Source organism: Algoriphagus machipongonensis (assembly GCF_000166275.1).
Taxonomy (GTDB): domain Bacteria; phylum Bacteroidota; class Bacteroidia; order Cytophagales; family Cyclobacteriaceae; genus Algoriphagus; species Algoriphagus machipongonensis.
Genome location: NZ_CM001023.1, coordinates 618,787 through 638,369, shown reverse-complemented (window position 1 = coordinate 638,369; position 19,583 = coordinate 618,787). Strand labels below are relative to the sequence as shown.

Below are 19,583 nucleotides of genomic sequence, written 5' to 3'. Positions count from 1 at the left end.
TCACTTTGCTTTTGCTTCATTCCAAAACACATCCATTTCGGACAAAGTCATATCAGCTAAATTTTTTCCTGCTTCTTTCGCAGCACTTTCTAAATATTGAAATCGCTTGATAAACTTGAGATTGGTTCTTTCTAAGGCTTCTTCTGGATCAATCTCGATAAAGCGAGCATAATTGATCAAAGAAAATAGGAGATCACCAAACTCACCCGAAGCCTTGGCTTTATCAATAGGAGCATTATCTGCTACATTAAACTCCTCTTTAAATTCCTGCATTTCCTCCTCGACCTTCTCCCAAACTTGACTTTTCTCTTCCCAGTCAAATCCTACTCCCCGCGCTTTATCCTGAATTCTCATGGCTTTTATTAAAGCTGGAAGTGATTTTGGAACGCCTCCTAGTACAGAAACATTGCCCTTTTCCTTCAGTTTTATCTTTTCCCAATTCTGTTTGACCTCAGTATCGTTTTCTGCAGATTCGTCACCATAGATATGCGGATGTCTCCTGATTAATTTTTCACAAAGAGAATCGATCATCGTTTTGATATCGAAGGTCTCTTCTTCGGAACCAATCTTGGCATAAAAGACAATGTGCAAGAGAATATCTCCCAGCTCTTTTTTAATTTCCTCCGGATTTCCTTCCAATATCGCATCGGATAATTCAAAGGTTTCTTCGATTGTCAAATGCCTCAGACTTTCAGTAGTTTGCTTTTTATCCCAAGGGCATTGAGCACGAAGCTCATCCATGATGGTTAATAATCGGTCAAATGCTTCAAGCTTTTCGGCTCTGGTACTCAAATTAGACATGCTTAAGGAAACTATGCTGGATTTATGGACGTTTTCGAAGTAAAGCTTTAAATTTGCGCAAATTAATCCGTTATGGCAACAGTATATCTAACCCTTGGTTTCGTAGCATTATTCTTCATTTTGATGTCAGTAAGGCTGATTTTCCTTAAAAATGGAGAATTTAAAGGCACTTGTGCTTCGCAAAACCCATATTTAAATAAAGATGGAGAAACCTGCAGTTATTGTGGAAAAACCGTAGATGCAAATAGTAGCTGCGGAAATCCAGACAATGAGGTGGATAAAGTAATGGCTAAATTCAAATAAATTTTCTGGCCTAAGAATCAGTTTTTCTAATATCAACTAAATCAATTACCGTACGTGTCGTTAATCAAATCTATCTCTGGGATCAGAGGTACAATAGGAGGTAAAGCAGGAGAAGGTCTGACTCCCTTAGATGTCGTAAAATTCACTTCAGCATATGGTTCTTGGGTACTGGAAAACACCGGTAATCCAAAAATCATTATCGGAAGAGATGCGAGAATCTCTGGTGAGATGATTTCAAAGTTGGTTTCCGCCACCCTTCAAGGGATGGGGATTCATGTTGTAGATCTGGGATTGAGCACTACCCCAACCGTGGAATTTGCTGTTCCACTGGAAAAAGCCGGCGGTGGCATCATCTTGACTGCCAGCCACAATCCAATTCAATGGAACGCATTAAAACTTTTAAATGCGAAAGGCGAATTTATCTCGGATGCTGAAGGAAAAAGCATTTTGGAGAAAGCCGAAAAAGAAGATTTCACTTTTGCAGAAGTAAAAAAATTAGGCGAATACACTCAGATTGACGACTACATAGACCGTCATATCCAACATGTTCTGGATTTAGAGTTAGTGGACAAGGAAGCCATTGCCGCCAGAAACTTCAAAATAGTGGTAGACGCTGTCAACTCCACAGGAGGGATAGCTGTACCGAAATTACTGAAGGCTTTAGGAGTAACTGAGGTAGAAGAAATGTACTGTACGCCTGATGGGCATTTCCCTCATAACCCTGAACCATTACCTGAAAACCTTCGAGACATCTCTCAGAAGTTGGATAAAGGAAGTTTTGACCTCGGGATCGTGGTAGATCCTGATGTAGATAGACTGGCTTTTATCAATGAAGATGGCTCAGCTTTCGGAGAAGAGTACACCTTAGTGGCAGTGGCAGACTATGTGCTTTCTAAAACAAATGGGAATACTGTCTCCAATTTAAGTTCGACCAGGGCATTGAGAGATGTAACCGAAAAGCATGGGGGAGTTTACACTGCTTCAGCAGTTGGGGAAGTAAATGTTGTAAACCAAATGAAAGCAGTAGATGCAATCATTGGTGGTGAAGGAAACGGTGGGATTATTTACCCTACCTCACATTATGGAAGAGATGCTTTGGTAGGTATTGGCTTGTTTTTGACTCACCTGGCAAATTTTGGTAAGACCATTTCCCGATTGAGAGCCAGCTATCCTAATTACTACATCTCCAAAAACAAAATTGAGCTTACTCCAGAAATCAACGTAGACAGGATTTTAGATAAGATCAAGAGGAAATATGAGAAGCATCCCATTAACGATATCGATGGTGTAAAAATCGAGTTTGAAAAAGAATGGGTACATTTGCGAAAATCTAACACTGAGCCGATTATCAGGATATACTCAGAGTCTGAGTCTGAAGCGACTGCAGAACATCTGGCAAAGAAAATCATGCAGGATATCAAAGAGATCGTCAGCGAGTCTCTTATCTAGTATATAACCCCAAGTATAATAGTACCACAAGATGAAAGTTTATTTAGATAATGCTGCCACTACGGCCATGGATGAACGTGTCATTGAAGCGATGATCCCATTTATGAAATCTCATTATGGCAATCCTTCTTCAGTTCACAGTCCTGGAAGAGAGGTAAGGACTGCGATTGAAAAATCAAGAAAGAAAGTAGCAGAATTACTAAATGCCACGCCAGCAGAGATTTTCTTTACCTCAGGGGGCACCGAGGCGGACAACACCGCTTTGGTATGTGGAATTGAAAGTCATGGCATCAAACATGCCATCACCTCCCCTTTGGAGCATCATGCAGTTTTGCACACCCTTGAAATTTGTGAGAAGAAAGGAATGATCCAGTTGAGTAAACTGGATGTAAATGAAAAAGGCGAACTGGACTTAGCCCAACTCGAAGACTTATTGAAAAACAATCCAAATTCTCTTGTTTCGCTTATGCATGCAAACAATGAGATTGGTAACATTAATGACCTTCATAAAATTGGTTCTCTATGCCAAGAATACAATGCTTTTTTCCATTCTGATACGGTTCAGACCATGGGGCATTATGTCCATGATTTGAAATCACTTCCCGTAGATGCTATTGTAGCAGGAGGCCATAAATTCCATGGACCTAAAGGTTCTGGTTTTTTATATGTCAGAAAAGATAAAAAAATCCATCCGTTTATTCACGGAGGGGCACAAGAGAGAAATATGCGGGGTGGTACTGAAAATGTCATTGGCATTATAGGGATTACCAAAGCTTTAGAATTGGCATATTCTGAGATGGAGAATCATCATAATCATGTTTCTTCCATTAAAAAGCATTTCATAAAGGGACTTCAAGAAGCCATTCCGGGAGTTTCATTCAATGGACTATCCGGAGATATGGATCAAAGCTTATACACGGTGCTGAATGCTAGTATGCCGCCTTCTGAGCCTAACAGAGGCATGTTGCTATTCAACCTTGACCTTGAGGGCATCGCAGCGTCTGGAGGCTCCGCATGCAGCTCAGGAGCTACAGTGGGTTCACATGTCTTAAGAGCGTTGAACCATCAGCCTGAAAGGGACGCTGTAAGATTTTCCTTTAGCAGATATAACACCATTGAGGAAGTCGATTACACCATCTCAAAATTGAAAGAATTATATACAGTAGAGGCATAAAAAAAGACTTTATAGTTATAAGTCTGAAGACTTGCTGCACATAACAGCAGGTATAAAAAAAGGAGCTAAAAAGCTCCTTTTTTATTTCATGTTATTTCAAAATTGATCAATCCTTTTCTGCCATTTTTTCAGCAGGTTTATAGCCAATAGCATACGGAGTCCAAATTTCATAGATAGGATCTCCTTTGGAACTGAGCCCACTGTGGTGCCATTCACCATCAACCACTTCAAAATCAAATCCTAGACTTGCTCCCACTCGACTATCATCCCTAGAGAAAAATGTAATATTCTCTACATACTTTCCATTTTCGGCAGTATAGACACCTCCGCCTGTTCCACTAAATTCTTTGGTTTCCGAATTAAATGCAACCCATTGAAATCTTCCGCCGCCCAGGATTTTGATCGTCCTTCTAGCTCCCGGCGTAGACCTGGATATCTCACCATTCCTTTTCCTTCCTGTAATCACCCAGTTTCCACTTAAGGCGTTGTCCTCATCTGATATTCTCTCCCAGATTTCGACAAGCATTCGTCCATTAATTTCTGAGCTGATAACCATTTTCCCATTGGTCAAATCCAATTTATACTTGTTGGTTGTCCCAACTTGAAATGGATCAAGGGTAAAAAAATCAAGCGTTTCATAATAGTTGCCATCTTTAAATTCGTAGGGACCACCTCCAGCACTGATAAAATGATTGTCAGCCACTTTTTTTGCCCCGAATGAAAAATAACCGTCTTCGTAGATTTTGATATATTCTTCATCGGTCACTTCTGCTCCATTTTGATGTGTTAGTTTCCAAGAGCCTTCCAAATCCTGTGCATAGCCCCAAGATAAAATCATCAAAAGAGGTATTAGTACAAATTTTTTCATGGTTTTGATGGGTTAAAAATTTCTTTCTTCTGAAATTCACTAAGAATTCCCAAAAAACCAATCATTTTTAAGGTTATTGCTATTTAAGGAGCTGTTTATTTTATTGAAGGCTGCATGATAGCTAGGCCATGTCCTAAGGCAATACACAAGGATCAATTCAAAGAGCGAAAGAAATTTCGACGCACTCAATTAATTCGGTAGATGAGATGAAAAAATTCACTTTAGGAAATTCTAAAGAACAAGTGCTTAACATGATTCCTAAACAATCGATTAAAAAAGTATTGGTGGGAGAACATAAGATTGCCCTCTTAAGGATAGAAGATAACTTCCATGCATTTCAAGCCAGTTGCCCACATCGAGGAGCTTCACTTTTAGAAGGCACCTTTAACCAACGGGGAGAAATAATATGCCCACTTCATCACTACCGATTTGATTTAAACACGGGAGATGTCAAAGCTGGGTCTTGCGGAGATTTAGAAATCTACAGGACCGAACTCAAGGAAAATGGATTGGAAATAATTTTACCTTAATGAAGTTTAGATCCATTGGCTACAGGTCCATCTACTCCTGCAAGTATTATCCCTCCATCTGAAGATGAAAAACCAGTCACCAATACTTCTGACATAAAATCTGCTATTTGTCTTGGCTTTAAATTACAAACACAAAGGACCTGTTTTCCTATTAGATTTTCCGTGGAGTAATGTTGAGTGATTTGTGCAGAAGACTTTTTGATACCAAGATCTGCACCAAGATCAATCCAAATTTTATAGGCCGGTTTACGGGCTTTCTCAAAAACTTCTGCACGTATTATTGTCCCTACTATTAATTCAATTTTGTAGAATTCTTCTGGATCAATCGTTTGCATAGACAAATTTTTTTATAATTTTAGGAACCTTTTGGAATAAAAAAGGTTAATAAGGTTAGAATATAATTCTGCGAAATTTATGACATCTTCTTTTCCATTCAAAAAATTCGGCATTTGTACTATTGCAGTAATGGCAATGTGCTTTTATGCAGAAGATTCTTTTGGCCAAAGCGAGCAAGAAAGAGTCGATTTGGAAAATGCAAAACGTGTAGATAAACCAATTTTGGAGGATTCAACTCCAAATTCCAGTAATTTATCTCCAAAAATTTTGACTCCGAAGACTGAAGCTAACTCTCAACAAAAAACTCTTGTAAAAAGAGACCTTCCAGCCGGAGGAGTAGAAAAAGATTCTAAGAAAGAAGAGGCAACTCCTTCTACTTTGTCTTTCAACATTTTCCTTTATATCGTTGATAAATTTAAAGCCGATTAAGGCAAATACATACTAAAAAGAAAAAGAGGCTGATAGCCTCTTTTTTTATGTCTTATAAAAATTCCCAAACCTTACTTTTCGGAAATAAAATCAGCTAAATCTTCCAACTTAAGCATGCCTTCATAATAGGCCCTTCCAAAAACAGCTGCATTTACTCCAAGTTTCTTTAGCTCTTTAAAATCTTCAATAGATCTCACCCCACCGCTCGCTGCAATATTTAAGTTTGGAAACTTTTTTACCAAGTCTGCATAAAGTTCGAAATTAGGACCGACCATTACTCCGTCTCTTGTCACGTCAGAACATTTCAAATATTTCAAACCTCTATCATAGAAAAACTCAATATGATCATATAGGTCTATTTCAGTTTTTTTAAGCCATCCTCGAATCTTTATTTTCCTATCTGCTGGATTGGTATCAGCAGCAAGATTGATTTTCTCTCTACCATAAGACAGGATAAATTGACTGAAACGTTCTGGGTAATTAGCCGCAGCAGATGAAATAGTCACTGTTTTTGCGCCAAACTCAAAAGACTTAATCACGTCACCATCAGTCGTAACTCCACCTGTAAAATCAACATGGAGATTGGTATACCCAGCAATTGCTTCTAAAATATGGTAGTTTTTTGGCTCCCCACGTCTGGCTCCATCCAAATCTACCAAATGGAGTCTTTTGATTCCAATAGATTCAAACCCTTGGGCAATTTCCAAAGGGTTATTAGAAATGGCCTCCTCAGTAGCAAAATCCCCCCTTTTTAGGCGAACGCACTTCCCATTAATGAGCCAAATGGATGGAATAACTTCAAACATAGAATAGAATATAATAAAATTGATTGGTTAGTATACCGAATTTTCCTTAAAGATAATACAGAATACAGTTTCTCTATTGGCAAAAATGATTTATACTTTAATTTTCTTCTGGATTAATTCATCTCAAAAGATTAAATTTTAAAACATTAACCTGGCGATTCGACCTTCCGATCCTGAGGCCCAGATTGCCGCATCTGTATGGCCTATTTTAACCGAATGAAACCCACTTCGGAAAATTCTCCCAGCTCATGCCTCCATCTTTAGAATAGTCAGACCCTGTAGGACCCACTGCCACCAACCAATGGAGTTTTGAAAAGTAAGCCACTCCTGATCGATAACCTTTGGTCGATTTTTTTGGTAATACCCACTCCTTTTTTTCTAAAACAAAAGAGGCTGCAGTGGAAGTGGTGTCTGCCATTTCCACATAATCTCCTCCCACGGCAAAAACTTCACCTTTACCTAAACTAGTTAGGGAAAAAATACCTTTGGTGGACTCACCTTGCATGAATGGAGATTTCCATTCTTCCCAAGTTTCTCCGAGATCTGGAGAGTAATAAAGTTTAGAAACCACTCCTCCAGTACCTAGCCAAAGTTCCATTCCATCTGCAATCAAAGAAGTAGCGCTTGCAGCAAAAGCCGCTTCACCATCTTCTGCAGCCGGTAAATTCAATAAAGAATACCAAGAGTCCCCTTGATTAGCTGTTTTCAAAATCGTCCACTTTCCATCTAATGGATCACCAATGACAAATCCATTTTCCTCATCTGTAAAAGTGATTCCATCAAGAAATGCTGCTTCGTCTAATTCTTGATGTTTTAGCTTCCAGGTTTTCCCTCCATCTTCTGTTTTATAAATTACAGATGGTTGGCCTGCAGAAACTACCACTGCCTTCATGGCATCAAATGCATGAATAGACCTGAAATCTACGGTATCTAGCTCAGCTACAACACCATAATCCCAATTTTGTCCTCCATCTATGGTACGCAACCAAGTACCACCACTTCCGGCAGCCCAGGCAATTTCAGCTGTAACAGGCGAAAGCCCCCTAAGGGAGGCTTTCACTGGAGTTTCAAAAACTTCCCAACCCAGAGGGCTTTCAGGAGCTTTCTCTTCAGTTGTCTGACAGGAAAATAAGATTCCAAGAGACAACAAGTATAAGATTTTTCGCATGGGCGAATTTAAGATATATCTACTTTTCTATAGGCTTCAATCAAAGCTTTTTCCCCTTCTACTCCGGGCTTGGCATTTCCATGCTCCATTCCACAAATTCCTGTAAACCCTTTATCATGGATATACTTGAAAACATTGGAATAATTGATTTCACCGGTAGTAGGTTCTTTCCTTCCAGGATTATCTCCTATTTGGATATAGGCAATTTCCTCCCAGGTCTTTTCCATGGTCGCAATCAAATTACCTTCATTTCTCTGCATATGGTAGATATCATAAAGAATCTTACAAGCAGGGCTATCCACAGCCTTACAGATCATGTAAGATTGGTCGGCATGTCTAAGAAAAAGATCAGGGTTATCACTTAATGGTTCCATAACCATAACCAAACCATGTGGCTCAAATATCTCGGCTGCACGCTTGTATGCTTCAATGACATTTCCCGTTTGAACGCCAATCGGTAGGTTTCTTTCAAAATACCCTGGAACAACGGTCATCCATTTTGCATTTACCCGTTTAGCCACTTCAACAGACTTTCTACAGGTTGCTAAGAAGTTATCCATAAACTCCTGTTTGCCACTTGTCAAAGACACCTTCCAGTTTTCTCCTCCGTCTATGACAAATACTCCCATTCTCATCTCCAAAGACTCCATGGTTTTAGCAATTAGTGTCTGCTCTTCCACTGATCTGCCTAGCATTCCATTATCTTCCAAAGATCTGAAACCTTGATCAGCCATAAACTTCAACTGATCTACTACTCCATCAGGAGCAGAATTTCTAAACATCCCAAAATGTGGAGCAAAGTCCATATTGAAAGTTGGTTCCGCTTTTTGAGCTGCAAACGAAGGAATACTCATAGCACCGGAAGCCCCTAAAAGGGTGCTTCCTAAGCCAATTTTCTTAATAAATCCTCTTCTTTCCATAGCTTATATAACTTTGGTTTTTCCAGGAATAGCATGTGGATAATATCCATCAGGTCCTGGCACTATTTTAGGCATAGCATCCCAAGCCAAAGTTTCTGGCATCAAATCAACAGTTCCATTGATCGCCTCATCAAATGTCAATGGCTTTCCAGAATAAGTAGCATATCTACCCATGATGGCAGTCATAGTACTGTTTGCCGCGTTTTCAGCATCTGCAAACTTATAATCACCATTAAATAGCGCTTCCCAAAGTCTATCGTGCTCTACCTGGTAAGGGTTTGGCTGATCTTTTCGATCATGCTCATATAATACATTCCCTTTCCAATCTTTCAATGTTCCATAGTTACCTGCACTCAAGTAGGCTGTTCCTTTTGTTCCTTGGAAGCTTTCATCTACACGGTTTTGTGCACCAGGGAAATGACGACATTCACTATGGATCACCGAACCATCAGCGTAGGTAAAGGTAAGCACGTGGTGATCAAAAATTTCACCGTTTTCTTTACCGGTTCTTAACAATCTACCACCAGTTCCTTCAGCTTTCACAGGTGGTCCCTGCTTCACCCAGTTCGCGACATCAATATTGTGGACGTGTTGCTCATTGATATGATCACCACATAGCCAGTTGAAATAATACCAGTTTCTCATTTGGTATTCCATTTCTGTTTGGCCTGGTTGGCGTTCTCTTACCCAAACTCCACCGTCATTCCAATAAACTTGTCCATTGATAATATCTCCGATTTCACCATCGTGGATTCTCTTAATTGTTTCCACGTAGTTCGCTTGATAATGTCTTTGTAAACCTACTACTACATTTAGCTTTTTCGCTTTTGCTTCTTCAGCTGCCTTTAATACTTTCGAATACTGCGGCATCTACAGCCACTGGCTTCTCCATAAAAACTTGTTTTCCTTGCTTCACAGCCTCTTCGAAATGCATAGGACGAAACCCAGGAGGTGTCGCTAAAATAACCACATCAGCTTCGGCAATAGCATGCTTGTACGCATCAAAACCAACAAACTTCTTGTCTTCAGTTACAGTAATTTTGTCAGCACCATATTTTTCCAAAAGTGGTTTATGACTGTTATCAAGCCTATCTCTAAAAGCATCGGCCATAGCCACCAACTTAATATTATGCCCTGTGTTTAAAGCTTGAAAAGCAGCACCTGTTCCACGGCCACCACAGCCGATCAGTGCTAGTTTTAATTCGTTTACTGGTGCAGCATAAGCACCAGGTACTACAAATGAAGATGCCATCAATCCGCCAGTGGCTAAGGCAGAAGCTTTGATGAAGTCTCTTCTAGTATTATCTAATTTCATATTTTGGTTGTTTTTAGGTTTAATAATCAGTTATAGGTGCAGCGGTATAATACGCTTTAATTTCTTCTGGACTTGGGGGATTGAGTGGTCTTACCAGCCTCATCCCTAAAAATGGAGCTTCTGGAAACCACCATTGGCTTTTTGGAATTTGAGGGTCAATCCTCTTCCAATCAGATTTTGTTACAAATCTTTTCGAAGAAGTAATTTCTTCTGCAGGAGTATCATAACTCCCACCCCTAACTACTCTAGGATAAAGCTCTGTAGATGGGTTGCTTGGATTTTCTGCTGGAGAACTACTATAAAAATCCGGATCATATTGGTCAGAGGTCCATTCTAAGACATTTCCATAAATATCATAAAGCCCCCAAGGGTTTGGCTTTTTCTTGCCAACAATATGCGTCAACTCATCTGAATTCTCTTGAGTCCATGCATACTCATCCATTTGTGAAACATCAGAGCCAAAGAAATAGGGAGTTTCTGTTCCTGCTTTTGCAGCATATTCCCATTCTGCCTCTGTGGGAAGTCTGTAAAATATCCCGGTTTTTAGGTATAGCCAATGACAAAATTGAATTGCTCCATACTGAGTCATTCCAATGGCTGGCTTACCTTCTTTCCCCATGTTAAATGTCATATCAAGGTATGGAATACTAGGTCTTGTCAACCCATCCACTACCTCGCCAATAGGACCTTCTGAAATGGCTAGCTCATAGTTTTTATCTAGAAACATTTCGAACGCATCCCAGGTAACTTCATGAGTTCCCATCCAAAAAGGTTCTATGGAAACTTCATGTACTGGGCTTTCATCTTCATTCCCATTGGCAGATCCCATATCAAAGGTACCTCCTTCAATTGGCGTCATATCAAAAGACACCGGAGACCCTGGAATATTTTGAGTATAAGCTTCAAAAGCTGGTTTTTGTAAATTATAAAAGGCCAGTATTCCAATTAGAATAATTGGCGCAATTGCTTTTTTCATGTTAATCGGTAAAAACTTTGAAAGGTTAAAATACTAATAATTAAAATTTTTAAAGCTCGCCTTTTGATGAACGGAAGGCAAAGGACTTAACTCCTTCTCCTTTGACCAAAAACAAAAGCTTATTGTCAACCTGAAGGATATTCCTTACATCTCCTTTCACTGAAATGCCAGATTTCGTTTTAGAAAGGTATCGGAAACTACCAGTAGAATCACCCAAGAAAACCATGGAGTGATTTGCATCATATTTACCATACCTGAGCTTGGTTTGATTCATATTTCCTGCCAAAACAATGTCATTGATTCCATCTCCATTGACATCTAAAAACTGAGATGCAAAAACCGGAGAAAACTGCAACTGAATTGGCATCTTTTGCTCCTCAAACATACCTTCTTCATTCCTTACAAATAGGGTAGATTTTAGTCTATTTATGTAGATTTTTTTAGCTCCCTCTCGTTCTTCACTGGTGAAAATATCGTCTGTCTTGACAGATGCAAAAGATTTAAAATCCAGGTATCTTTTTTTCAAATAATTCACCTGACCTAAAAGCTCATCTCGACTGACAGTAGGATATCTTTCTTCTCCAATGTAGGAGCTCAAGATCGCATCTATAGACCCATTATTATCAAAGTCTTTGTAGAGTAGCTCTGCTGGTCTCTCATCAGATACTTTCAATTGAGAATTCAGTCCCAAATTTCCAGCCAAAATATCCAATTGACCATCTCCATTGAAATCATCAATTTCTAAATGATTCCAAAAGCCTACCTCCAGTTGAGAAAAATATTGATCAGTCACTTCAGTCAATTTTCCACTCATGATTTTGAACACTTGGATAGGCATTGCCTCTCCCGCTATTATAAGCTCTTCTGTTCCATCTTGATCTAAGTCGGCAACCTGAGCATCTGTAATCATACCTAGATTTTTGAGCTCTGGAGCTATTTCATCAGTTTGATCAGAAAATGAAGCCTTCCCATCATTGATCAAGACTCTTGCACCTGGAGAGAGTGGGTATTGCCCTGGAACGACACGACCTCCTACCACCAAATCAGGAAAACTATCTCCATTGATATCCAAGCTTACTACTGCTCCAGAAGAAAAATATTCTCTTGGCAAACTTCCATTGCTTAAAGAGAATCTTCCTTTGCCATCATTTAGGTAAAGTCGGTCAGCAAAAACAGGTGCTCCTTCTGGGAAGCTATAAACTCCTCCACTTCCTACATATAAATCCATTGCTCCATCACCATTGGCATCAAAAGCCAAGGCTACTGCATCCTCAGATTGCATTGCAGCCATAAATGCTGTAGAATCAGAATAGCTAAATTCCCCATTGGAATTTTGAAAATATACTCTACCGCTTGCTCCCGGTCCTGCACCTACAAATAGATCATTTCTTCCATCACCGTTGAAATCAGCAGCAACCATTGCATTCCCATTCCCGGAAATTGCATTTGTCAGTAAAGGTTGACGCTTGAAATCATTGATGGTTTTTTCACCTCTAATAGGTAAATCCTGAGTTGAAGTGAACAATACATTTTCATTCTCAGTGTTATAATTTTTAGGGCTAATGGCATCTGATTGATCCAAGACTAAATCCTGATTGACAGAAATATCTACTTGTCGGGATTGATTTCCATTAGGCCAAGTAACTACAAGGGAATCCACCTTGTTAGCATCTCCAAGTCCAAAATGTAAAACCGGACTGACAGAAGATTGAAAACCTCTATAAATATTTTGCTCTAAAAGTTGAGTGTATCCATTGGCATATAACTTGACAACTGCACCTAAAGCAATGCTATTTTTATCAGAACCATTTAAATGAACTTTGAGGTAATTTCCTTTCTTTTGCTCGACAGCAAGATTTTTATAGACAAATGCTTCCGCATTTATATTGTTGATTACTAAATCTAAATCCCCATCATTGTCTAAGTCGGAATAAGCAACACCATTACTGTTTGCTGGTTGACTTAGTCCCCAATTTTCTGTAGCATTTTCAAACGTAAGGTTGTTATCATTTTTGTACATGTAATTGGTCAGGTTGGAGGATGGCATGTTTTTTACCATGCTAAGTAAATCTTCCCGCTTTAGTTTACCTCCGGCAGTTTTGACGTAATTGTCCATGTATTTGAGAAAATCCATGTTGTTATAATCTCTCAAATAACCATTGCTGACAAAAAGGTCTTTCCATCCATCATTATCAAAATCCGCAAACAAACTAGACCAGCTCCAATCTGTATTTGAGATTCCAGCAACTTGCCCAATCTCATAAAATGTCCCATCACCATTATTCACATGGAGCATATTTCTCATGTACTGATGATGAAACCCTTTTTTGACATTTAAGTCAAATACCTCGTAATTGTCAGGAGCCAAGAGCAGTTTTTGACGGGTATTATCCTCTGGCATCATATCCAAAGTCATGATATCTACCAATCCATCATTATTGATATCAGCAATATCATTCCCCATAGAAAAATTGGAAACATGGTCCATCATCTCAAGAATTTGATCCTTGAATGTGCCATCTTTTTGGTTGATATAAAGATAGTCTGGAATCGTGTAGTCATTTCCAATATAAATATCTGGCCAGCCATCTCCATTAATATCTGATATCGCCAAACCTAGCCCATAAGAGAGACTGGAACTAGAAATACCTGCTTTCTGCGTTACTTCGACGAATTTACCATCCACGTTTTCGAACAACTGAGGTCCAGCTTCATGCTTTTCTTTCATCAGTGATTTAGTCACTGAAACGTCCAAAATCTGGGTGGACTTGGTATTATGGTTTAAAAGAAACAGGTCAAGATCCCCATCTTTATCAAAGTCAAAAAAACTAGCCGAGGTACTAGGGGATCCGGATGCAATTCCATATTCAGCAGCTTTTTCTTCAAACTGTGGAATACCTTCAGCGTTATTACCTTGATTAATAAAAAGTTGATTTTGACGTTTTTCTGGGGGAAGATTACCCGAGTAGCAAAGATAAATATCCATTTTTTTATCTCCATTGATATCTACCATGGTCACTCCTGTCTTCCAGGGCCCTGGTTTTCCTAATGCTCCTGAAAGATCTGTGATATCTTGAAATTTAAAACCTCCTTTATTCAGATAGAGTTTGTTTCCGGAAACATTAGCTGAAAAATAAATATCTTCTAATCCATCACCATTTAAATCTCCTGTAGCGACACCTCCTCCATTGTAGAGGTATTCATACATCAGGACATTTAGATTGAGGGACTCGTCTAGCTTATTTTGAAAATCGATACCGGATTCTTGAGACTTAACTAAATTAAAAAGAGGAGGGGGTGTAGTTTGACTTGATTCAGGTGTTTCTCCATTTTCTGAACAAGAAAAAAATGTAAGGGTAATTAGGGCTATGCTGGGTACTAGTTTTTTCATAATGGTATTAAAGATACAAGCCACCCAAAAAATGGGTGGCTTGGAAATTTAAGAAACTTATTTCAAGAAACTTATTCGAATCCAGGATTCTGGACCAAAGCAGCGTTTCTATTTATTTCATTTCGGTGAATTGGGATGTAATACATCTTATCTAACCAAAGTCTATTTTCCTTACCTGGATCGATTGGCTGAACCTTATACACATAATTATAAGAATCAGGATCATATCTATAGATGGAAACAGAAGCTCCAGGCTTCAAAGTACCCGTGATATTGATGACATTTGCCTGACGACCAAGGGTTTCCTCCGCGATCATCCAACGACGAGCATCAAAATATCTTTGCTCCTCATATGCCATTTCAATCCTTCTCTCATTTCTATACAGTTCCATCAATTCATCACCAGAAGCTGTGGTAGCTGGCTGCCCAACTCTAAATCTGATTTGATTCAACCAATTTCTGGCTTCATCTTCCTGACCTAATTCCAGAGAAGCCTCAACATAATTCAAGACTGCCTCGGTATATCTTAAGATTGGCCAAGGAACCTCTTGCCAAGTATTTTGATCTACAATTGCTGGATCTGGATCGATAAACTTGCGGATATAATATCCTGTATAACTACCATTCCAATCCTCAATAGAACTGTTTCTAGTATCCAAACCAAAGTGAGGAACTACAGCACCAGAAGCATCTATCACCTCATAAGTACCAGTTTGAATTTGACCTAATGGATCTTTTGCTTGGTTTGCAGTAGATCTTGGCTTCCATTGAGATCCATCATATAGGATAGAAGCATAGAATCTTGCATCTCGATTTTCATATGGATTTGCTGCCTGCTCTGGATCGTTCCAGTCAAATTTGGTTCCGTCCATCATTTCATAGTCATCAACAAGCAATTGAACCGGGCTATTTCCTGCCCAGTTATTATAACCGTTTGGACCATTGTAAAGACCTTGACGACCTCCATTTTCCTGATTAGCATTGATAAAGTATCTAGCCATAATCAATTCATTCTCTCCACCATTTCTGGAAAGCGAATTATTGATATAGTTTTGAATACCTTCTTCATGAGAAACTGGCTCAGAAAGTCCATACAGGTTACCAGAAGCTTTGTCAATCACTGCTTTAGCAGCAGCTTGTGCTTGTTGCCATCTATCCATTTGACTTCCTCCTGTATAGGCTACTAACTCAATATTAGGATATCCAGCCAATACGGAAGAATTTGCTTGTGCAGTACCAGCATCATGCAGATCACTTGCAGCATATAATAAAACTCTAGATTTTAATGCCAAAGCTGCCAATTCTGTAGCTCTTCCATCTGCAAGAGATTTCCCTTCTAAAAGAGATGCAGCATCATTCAAATCTGAGACAATAAAATCAATTGTTTCTTCCCAAGTTCCTCTCGGGATATCATATGACTCCTCACCAAGCTCATATGGGCGATCTACGATTGGTACACCACCGTAATATCTTGCTAACTGGTGGTAATAGAAAGCTCTCATGAATTTAGCTTCACCCATCAATCGATCTACGATCCCACCATCATTTTCAAACTGTGGCTCGGATAAATTTTCAATCGCTAGGTTTGCTCTTCTAATGTAGCTATACATATTACCCCATTCGTGAGAGTAGTTAACCCATCCAATATCTGCTGGGTTTGATCTAGCTTCAGTAATGGTCGTAATACCACGTCCAGGGTGTGTAAATATCGCTTCATCAGTAAGGGAAGCAAGCATTTGCTCATCAAATCCACCCATACCAAATCCCTGGTAAATTCCAGTAACAAAGGCTTCCGCCAGTGCTGGGTCAGACCATACGGCAGATTCAGAAATCTCGCCCAATGGTTCTGTATTTAGAAAGTCGCTATTACAACTTGCTATGGTAAAGCAAGCTGCCAACATGACAAATAAGTGTTTTATATTTCTTTTCATTATTTCGGGTTTTTTAGAATGAAACAGAAAGTCCAGTATTGATTACTCTAGCCTGTGGGTAATACTGTCCAGTAGAATTACTTGATTCTGGATCCATTACTCCTAACTTATCCCAAGTAAGAAGGTTTAAACCATTTACGTAAATTCTTGCGTTTCTGATACCAACTTTCTCTGTAATTGTTGCAGGAAGGTTATAACCAATCTCTAAGTTTTTCAATCTTATGTAGTCTGTTTCTCTGAACCAGTAAGTGTTTCCACCAGAATAATACTGATCATTTCTATTAGCAATTCTTGGGTGAGTGCTACTTGGATTATCAATGGTCCATCTGTTTTCATAGATGTCTAAGAAATAGTTACCAATGTTTCCTGACTCACCAGCACTTACGTACTGTCTTGCGCCTGTTGCTCCTTGAAATAGGATTGCTAAATCAAATCCTTTCCAATTTGCAGAGATATTTACACCACCTTGGAAGGTTGGAATGTTATTTTCATCCATACGCACTCTGTCATCTGGAGTAATTGCACCATCGCCATCGTAATCCTTGTATTTCATATCACCTGGACGAAGATTATTCGTGATCGCAGTGTAGTCCAAAGTTTCCGCATCAATTGACTGCTGATCAGGGAATACTCCGTCATACTGATAAACCAAGAAAGTGTTCATTGGGCTACCAGTAGATTGTTGCCATTCTGGAGCTCCAGGAGACTCATCCCAGAAAAGGATTTGGTTCTTAGCATATCCACCATTTGCAGAGATAGAATATTGGAATTCTCCTTTTCCACCTCTTACTCCTAAGTTCAAGTCAAAACCTTTGTTTTCCACTTCACCGATGTTTTCTGCTGGAAGAGAAAGACCAGTAGTTTGTGGTACAGAGGCATTTCTTTGCCAAAGGATGTTAGTACGCTTATTATAGAACAAATCAAATTCGAAGAATATTTTTCCTTGAAGGAACTGACCTTCAAATCCTAAGTTGGAATTATTTGCAATCTCCCACGTAATATCTCTATTAGGAATTCTAGTTTCATAAAGAGTCTTCGTCTGAGCACCTCCAATAATATAAGAGCTAAAACCATAAGTAGACAAGAACTGGTATTCACCAATCTGGTCATTACCTAGCTGACCCCATGAACCTCTAATCTTGAAGAAATCAAATGTAGATCCCAAAGAATTTTTCCAGAAACCTTCATCCGAAACTACCCATCCCAACATCACACCTGGGAAGAAACCAAACCGTGTGTCCTCAGGGAAGATGTAAGATCCATCATATCTCCAAAGAAACTCTGCAAGGTATTTCTCCTTGTAGTTATAGGCAACTCTACCGAAGTAGTTCAAACGAGCTCTATTAAAGGCACCTCCACCATTATCTTTTTGCAAGTCACCACCTGCAAACATCTGGTCGATTGCAGTAGAGATAAAGAATCTTCTATAAGCATTAAAGTTGTTGCCTTCTACAGTTTCACGGTTTACACCTGCTACAATGTTAACTGTATGGTCTTCGTTGAAAGTTTTGTCATAGTTAATTACACCTCCTAATAGGATATTTAACTGTTGCGCATTTGCTTCTCTCAATCTTGGTTCTGCAGGACCTCTTTGAGTACCTACCAATTGAGGAGTAACACCATCGGCTTCAAAACCATTTCCTAGTTCATAAAGAGTCCATGGAATCTCCCATCTTTTTTGATATTGAATGTACTTATCAATCGCTGCAGTACCTGTGAATTTCAAGCCTTCCACTCCAGGAATCTTGATTTCCAATGTACCAGTAGTTTGGATGTAATCCCTTTTGTCACGATCATATCCTGTTTTGTTGGTAGTAATTACCACAGGATTTTCACCGTTTTCGATATCAGGACCTGGTAATCCATTTGGCCAATATGCTGGCTGATTTGGCTTACCTCTCATTTGCATACGGAAAATAGCACCGGCACCTCTTGTTGGGAAGAATCTAAATTCCTCTCTCGCCAAGATACCCAATCCTACTTTTACGTACTTATTGACATTTGCATCTAAGTTGATTCTGAAATCATACTGCTTATAACCAGTTGCGGCATCTTTATAGTAGGCATCCTGATTTTGATAGCCAAGAGAAGTCAAATACTTCACATTCTCACTACCACCTACTAATTGCAAATTATATCTACTCTGTGGAGACCAAGTTTTTAAAGTCTCTCCATACCAATCAGTATTTGGATAATACCATGGGTCAGAACCATTTCTATAAAGTTCTAACTCATCTGGAGTGTAAGGAGCAGATCTTACTTGTCCATTTGGTCGAGTATATTCACCATTTTGCTTGTAAGCTTCATTTGCTGCTGCCCACTCTTCTGTTGGTAATTCATAAACACTTAAGTCATTTAGCATACCAGCATACTGTGCTGCATTTGCCAAATCTGGAACTACAGTAGGTTGAGCCCATCCTTGATTCACTTGAAATGTCAATTCAGGTGCTCCTGTAGATCCTCTTTTGGTGGTTACCAAAATTACACCGTTTGCAGCACGAGAACCATAAATAGCAGCAGATGCATCTTTCAATACAGAGATGTTCTCAATATCATTTGGATTCAAACGCTGAAGACCACCCGCTCTTGCAGGGATCCCATCAATTACTACCAATGCATCATTATTACCTAAGGTGTTACTACCTCTAATCCGAATACCAGATCCATCGTAACCAGGCTCACCACTACGGTTTACTGCAACTACACCCGCCATACGTCCCGCAAGGGAGTTGGAAAGGTTCATTGCAGGAGACTTTACAAGGTCTTTACCTTTTACGGTTGCTACCGAACCTGTAATGGTTTCTTTCTTTTGCTCACCATAACCTACGACAACTACCTCTTCCAAAGATTTGGTGTCTGGTAATAAAGTAAGATCAAATGTGCTTCGATCACCAACAGGAACTTCAAGAGTTGTAAATCCGATAAATGATAAAACTAATGTAGCATCGGATCCATCTACATTAACTGCAAATTTCCCGTCAACATCCGTGACTGTACCTACAGTGGTACCTTTCACTAAGACGGAAACCCCTGGGAGCGGCAAATTATCCTCTCCTGAAATTACGACACCAGACACCTCCCGGGTCTGAGCCAATACTGAGCTCATCAAGCCCAAGTACATTAAAAATGTTAAGCCAAAAAGCTTAAATCGAGTAGAGTTTTTCATACGCGGTTATTGGTTTGGGT

15 protein-coding genes and 1 pseudogene are annotated in these 19,583 nt (G+C 39.3%); 5 read left to right on the top strand and 11 right to left on the bottom strand.

Features of this window, described 5'->3' with window-relative positions; genetic code table 11:
* Positions 1 to 801, bottom strand: a complete 801-nt coding sequence (mazG, locus tag ALPR1_RS02615) for a nucleoside triphosphate pyrophosphohydrolase (RefSeq protein ID WP_040302489.1) — start codon at positions 799 to 801, stop codon at positions 1 to 3.
* Positions 802 to 873: 72 nt separating this feature from the next.
* Here mazG and ALPR1_RS02610 point away from each other — a divergent pair, with 72 nt between their 5' ends.
* Genes ALPR1_RS02610 through ALPR1_RS02600 form a run of 3 tightly spaced genes read left to right on the top strand, consistent with a single transcriptional unit; the run spans position 874 to position 3,727 of the window.
* Positions 874 to 1,104, top strand: a complete 231-nt coding sequence (locus ALPR1_RS02610; RefSeq protein ID WP_008198222.1) for a hypothetical protein — start codon at positions 874 to 876, stop codon at positions 1,102 to 1,104.
* A gap of 54 nt (positions 1,105 to 1,158) precedes the next feature.
* The gene (glmM, locus tag ALPR1_RS02605) at positions 1,159 to 2,553 is read left to right on the top strand and encodes a phosphoglucosamine mutase (RefSeq protein ID WP_008198221.1); all 1,395 of its coding nucleotides are present in this window, start codon (positions 1,159 to 1,161) and stop codon (positions 2,551 to 2,553) included.
* A gap of 31 nt (positions 2,554 to 2,584) precedes the next feature.
* A complete protein-coding gene (locus ALPR1_RS02600; protein ID WP_008198220.1) occupies positions 2,585 to 3,727 on the top strand; it encodes a cysteine desulfurase family protein in 1,143 nt (380 codons plus the stop codon).
* 106 nt (positions 3,728 to 3,833) lie between these two features.
* Here ALPR1_RS02600 and ALPR1_RS02595 read toward each other — a convergent pair whose 3' ends face one another.
* Positions 3,834 to 4,595 (bottom strand): hypothetical protein, encoded by a 762-nt coding sequence (locus ALPR1_RS02595; RefSeq protein WP_040302487.1) that lies wholly within the window; start codon positions 4,593 to 4,595, stop codon positions 3,834 to 3,836.
* A gap of 206 nt (positions 4,596 to 4,801) precedes the next feature.
* On the opposite strand from ALPR1_RS02595, the gene ALPR1_RS02590 reads away from it, so the two are divergent.
* Positions 4,802 to 5,125: a Rieske (2Fe-2S) protein gene (locus ALPR1_RS02590; protein WP_008198218.1), complete on the top strand. Its 324-nt coding sequence runs from the start codon at positions 4,802 to 4,804 to the stop codon at positions 5,123 to 5,125.
* On the opposite strand, the gene ALPR1_RS02585 is transcribed toward ALPR1_RS02590, so the two are convergent.
* The gene (locus tag ALPR1_RS02585; RefSeq protein WP_008198217.1) at positions 5,122 to 5,460 is read right to left on the bottom strand and encodes a tRNA-binding protein; all 339 of its coding nucleotides are present in this window, start codon (positions 5,458 to 5,460) and stop codon (positions 5,122 to 5,124) included. The genes ALPR1_RS02590 and ALPR1_RS02585 overlap by 4 nt on opposite strands.
* A 79-nt stretch (positions 5,461 to 5,539) precedes the next feature.
* On the opposite strand from ALPR1_RS02585, the gene ALPR1_RS02580 reads away from it, so the two are divergent.
* Positions 5,540 to 5,890 (top strand): hypothetical protein, encoded by a 351-nt coding sequence (locus tag ALPR1_RS02580; RefSeq protein ID WP_008198215.1) that lies wholly within the window; start codon positions 5,540 to 5,542, stop codon positions 5,888 to 5,890.
* A 71-nt stretch (positions 5,891 to 5,961) separates the two neighbouring features.
* On the opposite strand, the gene ALPR1_RS02575 is transcribed toward ALPR1_RS02580, so the two are convergent.
* The 8 genes and pseudogenes from ALPR1_RS02575 to ALPR1_RS02540 all read right to left on the bottom strand — a co-directional run bounded on the left by ALPR1_RS02575 (position 5,962) and on the right by ALPR1_RS02540 (position 19,563).
* The gene (locus ALPR1_RS02575; protein ID WP_008198214.1) at positions 5,962 to 6,696 is read right to left on the bottom strand and encodes a 1-(5-phosphoribosyl)-5-[(5-phosphoribosylamino)methylideneamino]imidazole-4-carboxamide isomerase; all 735 of its coding nucleotides are present in this window, start codon (positions 6,694 to 6,696) and stop codon (positions 5,962 to 5,964) included.
* A gap of 208 nt (positions 6,697 to 6,904) precedes the next feature.
* Positions 6,905 to 7,864 (bottom strand): WD40/YVTN/BNR-like repeat-containing protein, encoded by a 960-nt coding sequence (locus tag ALPR1_RS02570; RefSeq protein ID WP_008198212.1) that lies wholly within the window; start codon positions 7,862 to 7,864, stop codon positions 6,905 to 6,907.
* An 8-nt stretch (positions 7,865 to 7,872) separates the two neighbouring features.
* Positions 7,873 to 8,784, bottom strand: a complete 912-nt coding sequence (locus ALPR1_RS02565; protein ID WP_008198210.1) for a hydroxypyruvate isomerase family protein — start codon at positions 8,782 to 8,784, stop codon at positions 7,873 to 7,875.
* 3 nt (positions 8,785 to 8,787) lie between these two features.
* Positions 8,788 to 10,099, bottom strand: a pseudogene (locus tag ALPR1_RS02560) (Gfo/Idh/MocA family oxidoreductase).
* Between the two features lie 19 nt (positions 10,100 to 10,118).
* On the bottom strand, positions 10,119 to 11,075 hold the full coding sequence (locus ALPR1_RS02555; RefSeq protein ID WP_008198208.1) for a formylglycine-generating enzyme family protein: 957 nt from the start codon (positions 11,073 to 11,075) through the stop codon (positions 10,119 to 10,121).
* A gap of 49 nt (positions 11,076 to 11,124) precedes the next feature.
* Positions 11,125 to 14,466, bottom strand: a complete 3,342-nt coding sequence (locus tag ALPR1_RS02550; RefSeq protein WP_008198206.1) for a VCBS repeat-containing protein — start codon at positions 14,464 to 14,466, stop codon at positions 11,125 to 11,127.
* A gap of 71 nt (positions 14,467 to 14,537) precedes the next feature.
* Positions 14,538 to 16,397 carry a RagB/SusD family nutrient uptake outer membrane protein gene (locus ALPR1_RS02545; RefSeq protein WP_008198205.1) on the bottom strand — a complete coding sequence of 620 codons (1,860 nt, stop codon included), beginning with the start codon at positions 16,395 to 16,397 and terminating at the stop codon, positions 14,538 to 14,540.
* A 13-nt stretch (positions 16,398 to 16,410) separates the two neighbouring features.
* Positions 16,411 to 19,563, bottom strand: coding sequence for a SusC/RagA family TonB-linked outer membrane protein (locus ALPR1_RS02540; protein ID WP_008198204.1), 3,153 nt, complete (start codon positions 19,561 to 19,563; stop codon positions 16,411 to 16,413).
* Between the last annotated feature and the right edge of the window lie 20 nt (positions 19,564 to 19,583).